12 protein-coding genes are annotated in these 14,278 nt (G+C 38.3%); 5 read left to right on the top strand and 7 right to left on the bottom strand.

Translation table 11 applies throughout. The features are described 5' to 3' along the window. The first annotated feature begins 91 nt into the window (after positions 1-91). Together OOZ15_RS09845 and OOZ15_RS09840 are read left to right on the top strand one after the other, a co-directional pair. The gene (locus OOZ15_RS09845) at positions 92-1,225 is read left to right on the top strand and encodes a glycoside hydrolase family 43 protein (RefSeq protein WP_265956230.1); all 1,134 of its coding nucleotides are present in this window, start codon (positions 92-94) and stop codon (positions 1,223-1,225) included. A 7-nt stretch (positions 1,226-1,232) separates the two neighbouring features. Further along, positions 1,233-3,164: a sialate O-acetylesterase gene (locus tag OOZ15_RS09840; RefSeq protein WP_265956229.1), complete on the top strand. Its 1,932-nt coding sequence runs from the start codon at positions 1,233-1,235 to the stop codon at positions 3,162-3,164. A gap of 120 nt (positions 3,165-3,284) precedes the next feature. Here OOZ15_RS09840 and OOZ15_RS09835 read toward each other — a convergent pair whose 3' ends face one another. Beyond that, positions 3,285-4,550: a chloride channel protein gene (locus OOZ15_RS09835; RefSeq protein WP_265956228.1), complete on the bottom strand. Its 1,266-nt coding sequence runs from the start codon at positions 4,548-4,550 to the stop codon at positions 3,285-3,287. A 707-nt stretch (positions 4,551-5,257) separates the two neighbouring features. On the opposite strand from OOZ15_RS09835, the gene OOZ15_RS09830 reads away from it, so the two are divergent. Then, positions 5,258-6,454 (top strand): LETM1-related biofilm-associated protein, encoded by a 1,197-nt coding sequence (locus tag OOZ15_RS09830; RefSeq protein WP_265956227.1) that lies wholly within the window; start codon positions 5,258-5,260, stop codon positions 6,452-6,454. 209 nt (positions 6,455-6,663) lie between these two features. Here the strand turns inward: OOZ15_RS09830 and OOZ15_RS09825 are convergent, their stop codons facing one another. Genes OOZ15_RS09825 through OOZ15_RS09805 form a run of 5 tightly spaced genes read right to left on the bottom strand, consistent with a single transcriptional unit; the run spans position 6,664 to position 9,662 of the window. Further along, positions 6,664-7,419, bottom strand: a complete 756-nt coding sequence (locus tag OOZ15_RS09825) for a LytR/AlgR family response regulator transcription factor (protein WP_265956226.1) — start codon at positions 7,417-7,419, stop codon at positions 6,664-6,666. 35 nt (positions 7,420-7,454) lie between these two features. Further along, positions 7,455-7,763, bottom strand: a complete 309-nt coding sequence (locus tag OOZ15_RS09820) for a 2TM domain-containing protein (protein ID WP_265956225.1) — start codon at positions 7,761-7,763, stop codon at positions 7,455-7,457. Between the two features lie 11 nt (positions 7,764-7,774). Further along, the gene (locus OOZ15_RS09815) at positions 7,775-8,086 is read right to left on the bottom strand and encodes a 2TM domain-containing protein (RefSeq protein ID WP_265956224.1); all 312 of its coding nucleotides are present in this window, start codon (positions 8,084-8,086) and stop codon (positions 7,775-7,777) included. A 27-nt stretch (positions 8,087-8,113) separates the two neighbouring features. After that, complete coding sequence (locus OOZ15_RS09810) at positions 8,114-9,451, bottom strand: 2TM domain-containing protein (protein ID WP_265956223.1); 1,338 nt, start codon at positions 9,449-9,451, stop codon at positions 8,114-8,116. Positions 9,452-9,470: 19 nt separating this feature from the next. After that, entirely contained in the window at positions 9,471-9,662 is a 192-nt protein-coding gene (locus OOZ15_RS09805) for a hypothetical protein (protein ID WP_265956222.1), read from the bottom strand. A 156-nt stretch (positions 9,663-9,818) separates the two neighbouring features. On the opposite strand from OOZ15_RS09805, the gene OOZ15_RS09800 reads away from it, so the two are divergent. Together OOZ15_RS09800 and OOZ15_RS09795 are read left to right on the top strand one after the other, a co-directional pair. Next, a complete protein-coding gene (locus OOZ15_RS09800) occupies positions 9,819-10,892 on the top strand; it encodes a S66 peptidase family protein (RefSeq protein WP_265956221.1) in 1,074 nt (357 codons plus the stop codon). A gap of 374 nt (positions 10,893-11,266) precedes the next feature. Next, positions 11,267-11,767 carry a GNAT family N-acetyltransferase gene (locus OOZ15_RS09795; protein ID WP_265956220.1) on the top strand — a complete coding sequence of 167 codons (501 nt, stop codon included), beginning with the start codon at positions 11,267-11,269 and terminating at the stop codon, positions 11,765-11,767. Positions 11,768-12,024: 257 nt separating this feature from the next. Here the strand turns inward: OOZ15_RS09795 and recQ are convergent, their stop codons facing one another. Further along, positions 12,025-14,226: a DNA helicase RecQ gene (recQ, locus tag OOZ15_RS09790; protein WP_265956219.1), complete on the bottom strand. Its 2,202-nt coding sequence runs from the start codon at positions 14,224-14,226 to the stop codon at positions 12,025-12,027. Positions 14,227-14,278 lie beyond the last annotated feature (52 nt).

The raw sequence follows: 14,278 nt of genomic DNA, 5'->3' as shown, positions 1-14,278 counted from the left end.
TTTACAACAATTAATAATAAAAGAAAACGATTGATTAATTTTTTTAATAATTTAGAGACCTGATTATAAAACTAACTAACATAAATAATATATGACACGCTTTACTACCAAATCATTCGCATTACTAACATGCCTTTCATTATTGGGGATGAGTTGTAAGCAAAAAACCGATAAAAAAGAAACTACTAAAAATGAACAAGAAGTAGTTACGAATACTACTGCCGAAGAAACTACAGAAATACAACCGCTAATCACCCATATATATACCGCCGACCCTTCTGCCCATGTTTTTGACGGAAAAATATACATCTACCCTTCACACGATTATGAGTCCGGAATTCCTGAAAATGATTATGGAGCTCATTTTAATATGAAAGACTATCATGTTTTCTCTATGGATAATATTGATGGTAAAGTAACCGACCACGGAAAAGTTTTGGATGTAGAAGACGTAAAATGGGCAAAAAGACAAATGTGGGCGCCTGATGCTGCTGAAAAAGACGGTAAATACTACCTGTATTTCCCTGCAAAGGACGAAAAAGACATCTTCAGGATTGGTGTTGCTACAAGCGACAGTCCTGCAGGGCCATTCAAACCTGAAGAAAAGCCCATTGAAGGCGGTATAAGTATAGACCCCGCTGTTTTTAAGGATTCTGATGGCTCTTATTATATGTATGTAGGTGGGATTTGGGGTGGTCAGCTTCAAAATTGGCGAACCGGAACCTATAACACCGATTTCAACAGTCCGTATGACAACGAACCGGAAGACGATGAGCCGGCCATTGCTCCAAGAGTTGCAAAATTGAGTGACGATATGCTTCAATTTGCTGAAGAACTAAAAGAAATTGAGATCGTGGACAAAGAAGGGAATCCGATTTTAGCCGGAGATCACGACCGCAGGTTTTTTGAAGCAGCATGGGTACACAAATACAACGGAAAATATTATTTCTCCTATTCAACAGGAGATACCCATAATATTGCTTATGCCGTTGGAGATAGTCCTTACGGACCTTTTACCTACCAAAGTGTAATCCTAAAACCGGTTTTAGGATGGACCAACCACCACTCTATTGTTGAAATTGACGGAAAATGGTACATCTTCTTTCACGATAGCTCACTATCGGGCGGAAAAACACATTTAAGGAATGTGAAAGTAAGCGAATTGGAATATAATGAAGATGGTACCATAAAAGCCATAGATGCCCTGGTTGAAGCCGAAAAATAATATCAATATGACATCATATAATTTTAAACATATTCTTATCTGCCTGTGCGCCGTAATTTTAGCATTACCTGTATCTGCGGATGTTAAGCTCCCAAAACTCATTAGTGATGGCATGGTGTTACAGCACGATACGGAGCTCAAAATATGGGGTTGGGCAGATCCTGACGAGGAAATCGAAATGGGTTTTAAAGGAAAAATATATCAAACCACTGCTTCAGCAGATGGAAATTGGTCAATAATCTTACCTGAAATGGAAGCCGGAGGTCCATATGAAATGAGCATTAAAGGCAATAACAGCATCATCGTACAAAATATTCTTATTGGTGATGTGTGGTTGTGTTCCGGACAATCTAATATGGAATTGCCCATGTATCGGGTAAGTCCGCTGTATGAAAAAGAAATAGCAGAGGCTGACAATGATCAAATACGCTATTTTGAAGTTCCCAAAACATATGATTTCAACACTCCCTTTGTTGATCTTTCCTCAGGGAAATGGGAATCGGTGAACTCAAAAACCATCCACAAATTTTCTGCTGTGGCCTATTTTTTTGCTACAGAATTAAATCAGGAAAACAAAATTCCAATCGGACTCATAAACAGTAGTTTGGGAGGTTCTCCGGCTGAAGCTTGGTTGAGTGAAGCCGCTTTAAAGCAATTCCCACATTACTGGCAAGAGGCTCAACTTTTCAAAAACGAACAGTATGTTGACAGTGTCATTACTTCCGATCAAAATCGGATTAAAAATTGGTACAGCGATATTTCAGCAAAAGACATAGGCACTAAAGAAAACCTAAAAACCTTTGAAACCGATGACAGTGAGTGGGAAATCATGGAAATCCCCGGGTATTGGAACACAACATCACTCGGTGATACCCACGGAGTGGTTTGGTTCCGAAAATCATTTGAGCTTGACAAAAAAGACGTCGGACACAAAGCTTCATTACTGCTTGGTCGCATTGTAGATGCCGATTCGGTTTTTGTAAACGGAATTTTTGTAGGCAATACCACCTATCAATATCCACCAAGACGATATACCATTCCGAAGGGAATATTGCGAGATGGAAAAAACACCATCGCCATTAAAATTATTAACGAACGGGGGAATGGTGGTTTTGTTAAGGAAAAAGATTATGAATTGGTGCTTCCCGATAAAACCATCAACCTGAAAGGGCTTTGGAAATTCAAATTAGGGACACCTGCTCCACTTTTGAAAGGACAAACCTTTGTACGCTGGAAACCACTCGGGCTTTTTAACGCCATGATACATCCTTTATTGAATTATCGGATTAAAGGTACGATCTGGTATCAAGGGGAATCCAACACCAAAAACCCTGAAGAATACGATACCCTCTTCCCTGCTGTTATCAGTGATTGGAGACAACAATGGCAACAAGGCGATTTCCCATTTTTATTTGTGCAATTGACCAATTTTATGAAAGCACAGGAGGAACCAACAGAAAGTGGCTGGGCACGAACCCGTGAAGCACAGACCAAAGCATTGTCGCTTCCCAATACCGGAATGGCCACAACCATTGATATAGGCGAATGGAACGACATTCACCCGCTTAACAAAAAAGATGTTGGGCATCGGTTGGCATTGGCTGCACAAAAAATAGCTTATGGGAAAGATATAGTCGCTTCGGGTCCCATGTACAAATTGATGGAGGTTGTCGGTAATAAAATCGTATTGGAATTCAGCCATACCGGCGGCGGACTTGTCACCAAAGACGGAGCTTCACCAAAAGAATTTGCTATTGCTGGAGCTGATGGGAAATACGTCTGGGCAAAAGCTAAAATCGTTGGCAACAAAATAGAGGTATGGAGTGACAAAGTACCTGAACCAAAATCAGTTCGTTATGCTTGGGCAAACAATCCGGACAAAGTCAACTTATACAACGAAGAAGGTTTACCTGCTGTTCCTTTTAGGACAGATCATTAATAGAGATAGAGACATCAATAACAATGTATACTTGTTTTGAGTATTTATTTCGTATGAATTGGGCATCGTCAAAATAACGATGCCCATATTTTTAAGTAAAAACCGGGATAATACTTTTCATCATTTCTCCATTTGTGAACTTATAAAAGGTATTCTCGGAGCTAAAAAATAACCTGTAAGACTTGCAAATAGAATTGGGATGAAATGTCCAAATCCTGTCAAAGTAGCCAATAAAATTGTTGTACTCATCGGCGTTCGGGTCACGCAGGCATTTATGGCTGCCATACAGCTAACAATTGCTAAGGAGAGGTTGATTGCAGGAAATAATTGATGAATGATCAAACCTATTGTTGCCCCGACAAAAAATAGGGGAATGATAAATCCTCCTCTCCATCCCGATGTCACGGTTATCGAAATGGCAATGATTTTAAATATCAAAATGGCAAACAATAAAGTCAGCGAAAAGTTACCCGATAACAGTTCGTTGATTTCGTGATGCCCAAAATATCGTGTTAAGGGAAAATAGAAAGCTATGGCCCCGAGTGCAATTCCACCAATCAATGTTTTAAGATAAATAGGTATGGGACGATGCTCGAAAACGGATTTAAAAAACTTTGTGCAAAAAATAAATCCCCATCCAAAAGCCGCTCCAACAATTGCAAATAAAACAGCATATCCGAAATCAAAAATCCCTGAATATTCATAAGCAGATAAATTCCATATCGGACCAAGTCCTAAATGAATGATCAATGCAAACACCAAATAACTGAAACAACTTGCTACAAAAGCAGGAATAATAGCTTTATAATATTCAACAGCGTGCTTGTGATGAAGAATTTCCAAAGAGAACAAACTACCCCCCAAAGGAGCGCCGAACAGTGCCGTAAAACCTGATGCCATCCCGGCAATACTCAAAGACCTTAGCTCTTCACCTTTAAGCCTGAACAACTTCCCGAGCCAGGTTCCTGTCGAACCGGTCACCTGCACCAATGGAGCTTCGGGACCGAGACTTCCCCCTGAAGCTACACATAATAAAGAGGAAAGAATCATTGAAGGATTGTTTTTTGGGTCCAGCTTCCCCTTATTGAAGCGAATGTTGTTTACGATCAAATGTATTTCCCCCGGATCGCCAATAAAGTGAATTATCAAACCCGCTAAAAGTCCGCAAACCGCCATCACAGGAATAACTGTCCACCCCTCAAAAAAGGCTAATACATGAGTAAGGAATTCGAGACCAATCCAATAAACACCGGCTATTACCCCTCCTATTAATCCTAGAAAAGCCCACAACAAAAAAGTTCTACTAAAAACAAAAGGGTTGAATCTTACAGGCTGATCTAAAATATTTAAATACGTTACTAATTTCCTTCTTCGTTTTAATTTCACTTTTTTGTTTCTGCTTATTATATGATATAATCTAATCTTTTTGGTCAACTACCTCAGGGCTATTAGGCGGAAAAACCTAAAAAAAGCAGTTAAAAATTTAAAGTTGACAGCCAATAAATTACTAATGTAATGAACTACAAGGCGCAAATTTACAAAAAGAGCTATACAACACAGAAAATGACATCAAACATCTTAGAAAACACCTCTTGCAAATCATCTCTCCTTTTGCCAAAACCCGTTTTATGTCCGGCACTACTACGAACGAGTATTAACTGACAACTGACCCAATACAAACTTCCACCAATTTTTCCATATAAAAAAGCCCGCTGTCCGTAAGGGCATAAAATGCCCTGTTTTACCCATAAATGGACGGTTTTGACAGGAATAAGCAGTAAATGGCCTTTTTTAAAATAGTTATTTTAGGACGGGTCAGGACGGGTCAAAAAGTATTTTAAAGCCAAACATACCCCATGGATACTCCATAGATAAGCCATGGATAGTCCATGAAATGTTAAAGAAATTAACAGAGAGCTTTTTGCATGAATCCAACATAAATTTTATTAACTATACCTACCGGCCAAAGTCAGGTAATATCCACTTAGTGGGATTTAAACTTCAGCTAATATTTAAAAATCTCCCTTTCTTCATTTTAAAGAAACCTCAATTTTACATTATCTGTTGTATTTTAGCTGAAAAAATTGTACTGTATGAACCCGTCTGCCCAAGGTTGGATTGATAAATTTGCCTCCATTGTTCAGGAAAACAAACGTTTGTATTCCGGAAAGGCAGCTTTATATCTCGATCTGAGGCAACATGGCTTTATCTACGGAGCTAATGTTTCTGCTCCGGTTATTTTTCTTTTTGAAAATGAGCTCTCAGAGGACGAATTGGCTAAAATCAATTTACTCACTGCTCTCTACAGCACCTATCAACTTCAGTATGAAAAGGCAGTTGATTTTAAGGATTTTCTAAAAAATATCACACAATTTTATAAAGAACTGGAAGCCGAAAAGCTTTCGTTTATCGATCACCTGTTTACCGGAAAAAAAGCCTCCTATCGTTTGGAAAAAATCTTGCATGACAGAGTGCACGTTTTAGATAATTTCCTGACTAAAAATTTCAGTAAAATACTGACCAACTCGCTCTTGTTTACCGATGTTTTGATGTATTACAAATTCCTGAACGGAGTTGACAACCTGAAATTCCACGCAAAAAAAATCGAGCGTATCCTTATCAACCTCGCCTATCACACCATCGCTTCCAAAGGGGAAAAAACAGAGAACGACGATCAGCTTCTAAAGCTTTTTAACGCTTCACTCCTCTACAACACCCTTGATGACGAGGATTTTGACGGTTCGTATCGTGACGAACTAAAAGGCGAATTCGACTATTTTGAAAAGAAATATTTTATCGATATGGTTTGTTTGTCCGCTTGGGAAGACCATTCGATGGAATACAAGGAATCCGAATTCATTTTTGGAACGGGAAAAGACCTGAAACTGGATGAAAATTCGATAAAAGAATCCATCGACTACGTAAGTGAATTCTTTGAACAACACAAAGATGAAGTGTCCCTGTTCAAAAGTGCCAATCCGTTAAAACAATTTTTTGACAACTCCAACACTTTGGTGAAACGTCTGATCAACAGAAACAGTAAACGCCTGCAAAAAGAATTGTCACAAAGCAAAGAACTGTTGTTTTTGTTAAGCAAATCGGCCACAACAGAATTAACAGATAAGGAACGCAAAAAAATCAAGGATCAACTCCTCGATATATTTAAAACTATCCCGTCACTGGCCATTTTTGCTTTGCCCGGAGGGGCAATACTCTTACCTGTGTTTATCAAATTAATCCCCACACTACTTCCCTCTGCTTTTGATGATAATAGGGTTGAAGAGGAGTAAACGGAGTTAAATTTCAAATATTTGTGTAAAGTCAGGTCGAGCATTATCGAGATTCAAAATATATTTTGAATTGAAGATACCAAGCGAAGCTTATCGAGACCTCATCCAATGCCCAAGTCCAAAACCTCTCGACTGCGCTCGAGGTGACATTAAAACATTGAGTCAAAGACCAGTCAGGTTTTGAAAACCTGACTGGTCTGACATACTCATCACTCCAACCACGCTTTAAAATCTTTAACACGTTCCCGGCTTACAATAATTTCCTGTTCGTTGAAGTGATTTAGTTTGATTTTTAAGCGGGAATTGGAATAATTGATAATGTCTGCAATGGCATCAATATTCACATAGAATTTCCGGCTTACCCTAAAGAATTTTTCGGGATGCAATTCATTTTCCATCGCCTCCAGACTGTTGTCCAACAGATAGCTTCGACCTTCGTTGGTAAAAGCGTAGGTTCCTTTATTCTCACTGTACAAACATTCGATATCGCTTGTCTGTATTAGCTTAATGTGCTGTCCTACCTTTACGCTGAATCTCTTTTTATAACCTCTTTCCAATGGATTTATCAATAGCTTTTTTATATCGTCAAAATCAAGTTGAAGGTCCTGCGGTACAGGTTTGAAATCCCGATATTTTTCTATCGCCTTGGCTAATTCTTCTTCGTCTATGGGTTTCAGCAGATAATCAATGCTGTTCAGTTTAAACGCTTGCAGGGCATATTCATCATAGGCCGTCGTAAAAATTACGGCACTTTTTACCTCAACCGTATCAAAAATCTCAAAAGAAAGTCCGTCAGAAAGTTGGATATCCAAAAAAATAAGATCCGGATGTGCGTTTTTTGAAAACCAATTGACAGCCTCTTCAACAGAATGCAGTATTTTATCCACCCCTACATCCAGTTTTTCCAACATTCTCCCCAATCGTCTTGCTGAAGGAGCTTCGTCTTCTATGATAATTACGTTCATTACTTTAATCAAAAATTATACCTTATAAATTACTTCTAATGTTGTCGTGCTTCCTTTTGCATAAAACGATCTATCATTTTTTGCTCCCACTTCTTTGAGAAAAGCCGGTGTTTCCACAATGCACACCATGCATGTACGGCGAGTCCTACTCCCCAGGAAAAAAAGGTGATAAATGTGGTATAGTGCCAGAAACTTTCTCCTTTTCTTGCTGTATCGATGTACACATTTACAAAAATATGGCTGTTAATTATAATAAAGATTGCCAAATGCCAATAAAACTCTTTTAGCTCTTGAACCCTTTTCCGTGCTTTTTTATATTTATCTTGTTCTTCTGTATAACTCATGATGTTTTATTTTATTCCCATCGGGAAGATGAATAATCGTCTTTTTCTTTATCCATATATTCCTTGATCTTTCGCTCTTCCCAATCTTTAGAGAAAAAGGGATTCCATCCAAATACTTTTGCCCCGTGGAAAATCAGTCCTAAGCCCCAGCCTCCGGCTGCCCATAAAAACCAAGGGTAGGTCATCCTGTTTGTCCAGTAATTAATAATTGCCAAAAAAATAATTACCACGATATAGGATGTCAGGTTGCTGTAGAATTTCTTGATTTCCTCTACCCTTTCTTTGGCTTCATAATATTTTTTTTCTTTATCTGTAGTTTCCATGATCAGTTGATTTTTTTATTGTCTTAATTATTTATCCTTTTCCATGTATTCCTTGATTTTCCGCTCTTCCCATCCTTTTCCCAACAGAGGATTATAACCAAAGGCTTCCATGGCGTGCATTGTTAATCCGAAACCCCAGCCTAAAATCGGAAAGATAACCCAAGGAAAATCAAAGCCTGTCGTTTGGTAATTCAACCACGCAAGACAGGGGATCACTATCAAATAAGCGGTAAGGTTCGCATAAAATCCCTTAATGTTTTCCACCCGTTCTTTTGCGCGCTTGTAGCGCTTGTTATCGATATATGCTTCTTGTTGTGTGTCCATAGTCGAGACTTGTTTTGTTAACATCGGTATTTTGACTTTAAATTCTTCTTGCGTTTTCTCGATGAGTACTTTTCTGTTTGTGAGCAATCCGTAACGTTGACGTATGTTGTTCAAACCTACTCCACTACTTTTTTTGATCACTTCTTTAGGTTGTAAATGGTTTGAAACCACCAAATAGTTGTTTTCTTCGGAAATTGTGATCTGCAAGGGTTTTGAAGCCGTAACTTTATTGTGCTTCACCGCATTTTCCAGCAAAAGCTGAAGCGATAATGGCACTACTCTTGCTTCGCTCTTCAACAATTTATCTGAAACCTGAAAATCGATACTGTTTTCAAAACGCATGTGCAACAGCCCCATATAAACTTTGGCAAATTGAAGTTCCTCTTCCAAGGTCACCAATTCTTTGTTTTTTTGCTCCAACACATAGCGGTACACCTTGGATAATCCCGTTGTGAATTTCTGTGCCGCTTCCGGATTTTCATCAATCAGACTGGTGAGTACATTCAGGCTATTGAACAAAAAATGTGGATCCAACTGATTTTTTAAGGCATCAAAACGGGCTGTGGCAGCCCCGGCAATGACTTTTTGTTCTTTTACTTTGGTTTCCTGCCGTGTTCTGTAATAAGTAAAAGCCCAAAAAAGCAAGGCTATGATTACTGAAATAATCAAAGGTTGTATATAATCCGTAAACTGCTCGCCGGTATAAAACTCTTGGAATCCTTGCTGGGCAACAACTGTCTTAAAGAAAAAGTTCAGTAAAAATATAGTGGCAAAAGAGACCAACATAGAACCCAAAATAAAAATCCACCCATACCTGAATGTAAAGAGTTCTTTTTCATACTTTTTGTAAAGGAGCCTCACAAAAAAACTATTGGCCAAATACAAGGAGATGGTATATGCCTGAGTAAACAAAAAAGCCTTAAGCAAAAAACGATCAAAGGTGATAGTTTCCCCGTTAAGAATATTGATAGTGCTTAAGACCACAAACAATAACACGCCTATAAAAAGTGCTATCCCTATTTCCCTAATCAGTTTTATCATTGTATTTGTTTAAATCTTATTAGTATTGTTTGAGCATCCCTGATTTAAAGGTAATGAAAGTTTCACAGTTTTGATCCTGCACAAAAACAGGCTCGTAACGATTGTCCTCAATACTCCTTTCCGTGTCAAAATCTTGTGTTGTGTCATCAAAAAAATCCTGTTCCATCACGTTCATCAACAACATCAACAAACTATAAATCACCTGTAACATTTCTCTTGATTTTGATTAGTTGGTTCAAATCTCCACAAATAACCCGATAATTTAAAAATAGAATGACTGAGCTGTAATTTTTTAGGGATGAAATGTTGATAAAGCTTAAAAACAAAAAAAATGAGTAGTTTTGATTGATGACTAAAATTTGATAAAATGAACAGAAGAAAATTTATCGGTCGAGGAATTCAAGCTTCGGCTATCTCAATACTTCCGGCATCGGCAATGGGCTTTTCCCCATCCACATTAAAAAATCATCAGATCAAAAATAATGAAGATGACATCATCCTTCCTAAACAACTGAAAAAAGGGGATACTGTAGGATTGATCGCACCCGGATATGAGCTTTCGCAAACAGCCTTGAATAAAGCTATAGAACGAGTGGAAAAAATGGGGTTTAAGTCCTATCACACTTCGAGGATTTTGGAAAACCACGGTTATTTGAGCAATACTGATGAAGAGCGTATCGCCGATGTACATCATATGTTCCTCAACCCGGATATAGACGGTATCATCTGTGCAAGAGGTGGATATGGCTGTACACGTATCCTTAGCGGATTAAACTATGATTACATTCAGCAAAACCCGAAGGTACTTGTGGGTTTTAGCGATATTACTGCTTTTCTGAATGCTATTTATCAACGTACAAAATTGATCACCTTTCACGGACCGGTGGGCACTACATTGAACAATGATTTTAACCGTCAACATTTGGAGCAGATTATTACAAATGCGAACAATAGTATCGAAATAAAAAGTAAATTTTATCCGGCACAAACATTAGATTCAACATTTCATCAATATGTTATAAATCCGGGGATTGCTACGGGAAGACTTGTAGGCGGAAACCTTTCTTTGCTGTCGGCCATGACGGGCACCCCTTTTGAAGTTGATTATACCGATAAGATCGTTTTTATAGAAGAAATTGATGAAGATCCGTATCGTATTGACAGAATGCTGACACAGCTTCTCGATTCCAAAACCTTTAAAAATGCCAAAGGAATCGTTTTGGGAGTGTTTAAAGGCTGTGATGAACCTAAAAGATCGGTCACATTCAGTTTAAAGGAAGTCATTATGGATAGGATAAAACCTTTGAATATTCCGTCACTCTACGGCTATTCTATAGGTCACATTAAATACAATATCACGCTTCCGGTAGGGATAAATGCGACATTGAATACCGCTTCTTTCAGTATAAAATTATTGGAAAACAGCGTTTCATCTGTTTAAAATTTTTAGTCCGCCAACGGCGGATGAATAAACTAAAAATTTATTCATGATCATTTCAGGGCAAAAACATCACATTTTACCTGAAAAGCTTTCCTGCTTGATTAAATATTCCGCCCCTCTGGGGCTTAAATTTATTTGTAGCCTATTTTTTGCTATTAATATTCCAGTCCTACGGACTTTACCCCGTTAGGGGTGAAATATTAATAGAAAAGGGTATATAAAAAGGTCTTTTAAGCCCGTCCTAGGCGGGGCGGAATAAATTGTTGTGAACATGGTTTCAAAACCGATTCATCTAGATTTGATTGTATAATGCTTGCCCTAATGATCATTTCTTAGGCTTTCACCGTCTTAAGTTTTTGTCATACCTTTACAGTATGATATTCGGGACCAGTCGTTTAACGATAAGAAAACTAAACATGGAAGACCTTAAACTCTTCCACAAGATGCAAAACGACCAAACGGTAATGAAATATATCAGCGGCAAAGCATTTTCATATGAAGAAAACAAAAGAGACCTTCAAAACATCCTGAATTTTTACAAAAATCCGAAAAACGACTTTTGGGTATGGGCGGTTACCCTTGCTGAAACCTCTGATTTCATTGGAACCGTTGCCTTGGTAAAAAACGAAAAAGAAGAATACGAAATAGGTTATCGCCTTCTAAAAGAGTATTGGAAAAAAGGCTACGGAAAGGAAGTCACCAACGGACTCATTAAATATGCCTTTGAAGTAAAAAAGATCAAAGAAGTTGTGGCCTATGTTGATAAAAACAATGTTACTTCTGTACGCATATTGGATTCTACTTTCAACCTCATCAAAGAGTTTTACAACGAGCAAGACAACTGTATCGACCGTTATTACAAGCTTTCTAATTGATTGGTTTATACGACTTAAGACTTCAGGACGTAAAATAAAGGCTTGCTTTTTTATCCATGACTTGGGACATCAAACCCTCCGTCTTATCCGCTTAGGGCGGATAATCCACCTCCCTTCATCTGAAGGGAGGAGCCAATTTTCCCTTTCATACATCAAGTGTACTTTGGATATTGGAATTTTCAAAACTTTTTAACTTCAATCAGGAAAACACAAACCTTAAACATTAAATTTTAAACTTTAAATCTTAGTCTTAAAAATCAATTCGCTATATCACTGATAAACTTAATGCGGTACAGGCGTAATTCATCTTCTTCATATTCGCCGTCAAATTCTTCCATCGCCAATGATATCTTATCACTTTCAGCTTCTAAAAAATAATCGTACAGTTCTTCCTGCTGATCTTCATCCAAAATCTCATCAAGCCAATAATCAACATTGAGTTTGGTTCCCATATAGACGATCTGTTCCATTTCCTTAATAAGGTTATCCATCGACAATCCTTTGGAAGCCGCGATATCGTCCAATGGCAATTTCCGGTCTATATTTTGTATCATATAGAGTTTTAAAGCAGAGTTCGCTCCGGTTGATTTAACCACCATATCATCGGGTCGAATGACATCGTTCTCTTCAACATATCTTTTTATAAGCTCGACAAAAGGTTTACCGTATTTTCTGGCTTTTCCGTCCCCCACCCCATGAATATTGGTGATTTCCTCCATGCTGATGGGATATTTAAGCGCCATATCTTCCAATGAAGGATCCTGAAAAATCACGAACGGCGGCACCTCCAATTTCTTTGCTTGTTGTTTTCTGAGGTCTTTCAGAATTTTCAATAGCTTTTCGTCGGCCACAGCACCACCACTTTTCCCGGCTGTTATAATCGTTCCATCATCAGCATCGGTATAAGTATGATCTTCGGTCATCATAAAAGACTCCGGTTGTTTCAGAAAAGCTTTTCCTTGATCCATAAGATGTAAAACCCCATATTGCTCGATTTCTTTTTTCAACATCCCGGTAACAAGCACTTGTCTGATCAACGCCATCCAATAGGCTGCATCCTTCTCTTTTCCGATTCCGAAGAAATCACGTTCGTCTGTTTTATGTGATTTTATCAGTGCGTTCACCTTCCCTGTAAGGGTATTGACAATTTCTTTGGCCTTATATTTTTCTTTGGTACCTTTAATAACTTTCAACAGATCAACTACATCGTCTTTTGCTTCGTGTTTTTTCTTGGGGTGCCTTACATTATCGTCCATATCGGCTCCTTCACCGTTAACATCATCAAATTCTTCCCCAAAATAGTGAAGTATGTATTTTCTTCGCGACATGGAAGTTTCGGCATAGGCCACCATATCCTGTAACAAAGCATGTCCGATCTCCTGTTCTGCTACCGGTTTTCCACTCATGAATTTTTCGAGCTTTTCTATGTCTTTATATGCATAAAAAGCAAGACAATGGCCTTCTCCGCCATCGCGTCCCGCCCTTCCGGTCTCTTGATAATAACTTTCTATACTTTTTGGAATATCGTGATGGATCACAAAGCGCACATCCGGTTTATCGATCCCCATTCCAAAGGCAATGGTTGCCACTACAACATCTACATCTTCCATCAGGAACATGTCTTGATGTTTGGCCCGTGTTTTTGCATCGAGTCCGGCGTGATACGGAACTGCTTTAACGCCATTTACTTGTAAAGTTTGTGCCAGCTCTTCTACACGTTTTCTGCTCAGGCAATAAATAATACCCGATTTCCCATCATTTTGTTTTACAAAACGGATGATATCTGCATCTACATTTTTCGTCTTCGGACGCACCTCATAATATAGGTTTGGCCTGTTAAACGATGCTTTAAAAACTTCAGCACTGCTAACACCTAAGTTCTTCAAAATGTCTTCTTGCACTTTGGGAGTAGCGGTTGCCGTTAGCGCAATAATAGGAATATCATCCCCTAAACGCTGTATGATGGTGCGTATATTTCGATATTCAGGCCTGAAGTCATGTCCCCATTCAGAAATACAATGTGCCTCATCAACGGCTACAAACGATATCTTTACGGTTCTGAAAAATTCTACATATTCTTCTTTGGTAAGTGATTCCGGAGCCACATACAGCAATTTTGTGACACTATTTTTAATGTCGTCCATTACCTGACGTACTTCTGTTTTATTGAGTGAAGAATTCAATACATGCGCGATACCTTTATTAGAAGAGATCCCCCTAATGACATCTACCTGATTTTTCATCAGGGCAATCAATGGTGAAATAACAATAGCTGTACCTTCTTTTACCAAAGCAGGTAATTGGTAACAAAGCGACTTTCCTCCGCCGGTCGGCATAATTACAAACGTATTGCGATCATTCACAATATTTTTTATAACTCCTTCCTGTAAACCTTTAAACTGACTAAATCCAAAATATTGTTTAAGTGCTGCCTGCAAGTCAATTTCAGCTGAACTCATTCTTTCGTTTTACTATTTTATATACATTTGCACTACTAAAGATACTATTAAT

Origin of the sequence: Galbibacter kalidii (assembly GCF_026241135.1) — a bacterium.
Classification (GTDB): Bacteria; Bacteroidota; Bacteroidia; order Flavobacteriales; family Flavobacteriaceae; genus Galbibacter.
Note: the sequence above shows the minus strand (reverse complement) of the source record. Positions and strands in the feature narration are given on the sequence as shown.

Coding starts and splice junctions, on each gene's coding strand:
- OOZ15_RS09830 (WP_265956227.1), top strand. CDS start 5,258: ATGAACCCGTCTGCCCAAGGTTGGATTGATAAATTTGCCTCCATTGTT.
- OOZ15_RS09820 (WP_265956225.1), bottom strand. CDS start 7,763: ATGAGTTATACAGAAGAACAAGATAAATATAAAAAAGCACGGAAAAGG.
- OOZ15_RS09805 (WP_265956222.1), bottom strand. CDS start 9,662: ATGTTACAGGTGATTTATAGTTTGTTGATGTTGTTGATGAACGTGATG.
- OOZ15_RS09815 (WP_265956224.1), bottom strand. CDS start 8,086: ATGGAAACTACAGATAAAGAAAAAAAATATTATGAAGCCAAAGAAAGG.
- OOZ15_RS09800 (WP_265956221.1), top strand. CDS start 9,819: ATGAACAGAAGAAAATTTATCGGTCGAGGAATTCAAGCTTCGGCTATC.
- OOZ15_RS09840 (WP_265956229.1), top strand. CDS start 1,233: ATGACATCATATAATTTTAAACATATTCTTATCTGCCTGTGCGCCGTA.
- OOZ15_RS09795 (WP_265956220.1), top strand. CDS start 11,267: ATGATATTCGGGACCAGTCGTTTAACGATAAGAAAACTAAACATGGAA.
- OOZ15_RS09825 (WP_265956226.1), bottom strand. CDS start 7,419: ATGAACGTAATTATCATAGAAGACGAAGCTCCTTCAGCAAGACGATTG.
- OOZ15_RS09810 (WP_265956223.1), bottom strand. CDS start 9,451: ATGATAAAACTGATTAGGGAAATAGGGATAGCACTTTTTATAGGCGTG.
- recQ (WP_265956219.1), bottom strand. CDS start 14,226: ATGAGTTCAGCTGAAATTGACTTGCAGGCAGCACTTAAACAATATTTT.
- OOZ15_RS09845 (WP_265956230.1), top strand. CDS start 92: ATGACACGCTTTACTACCAAATCATTCGCATTACTAACATGCCTTTCA.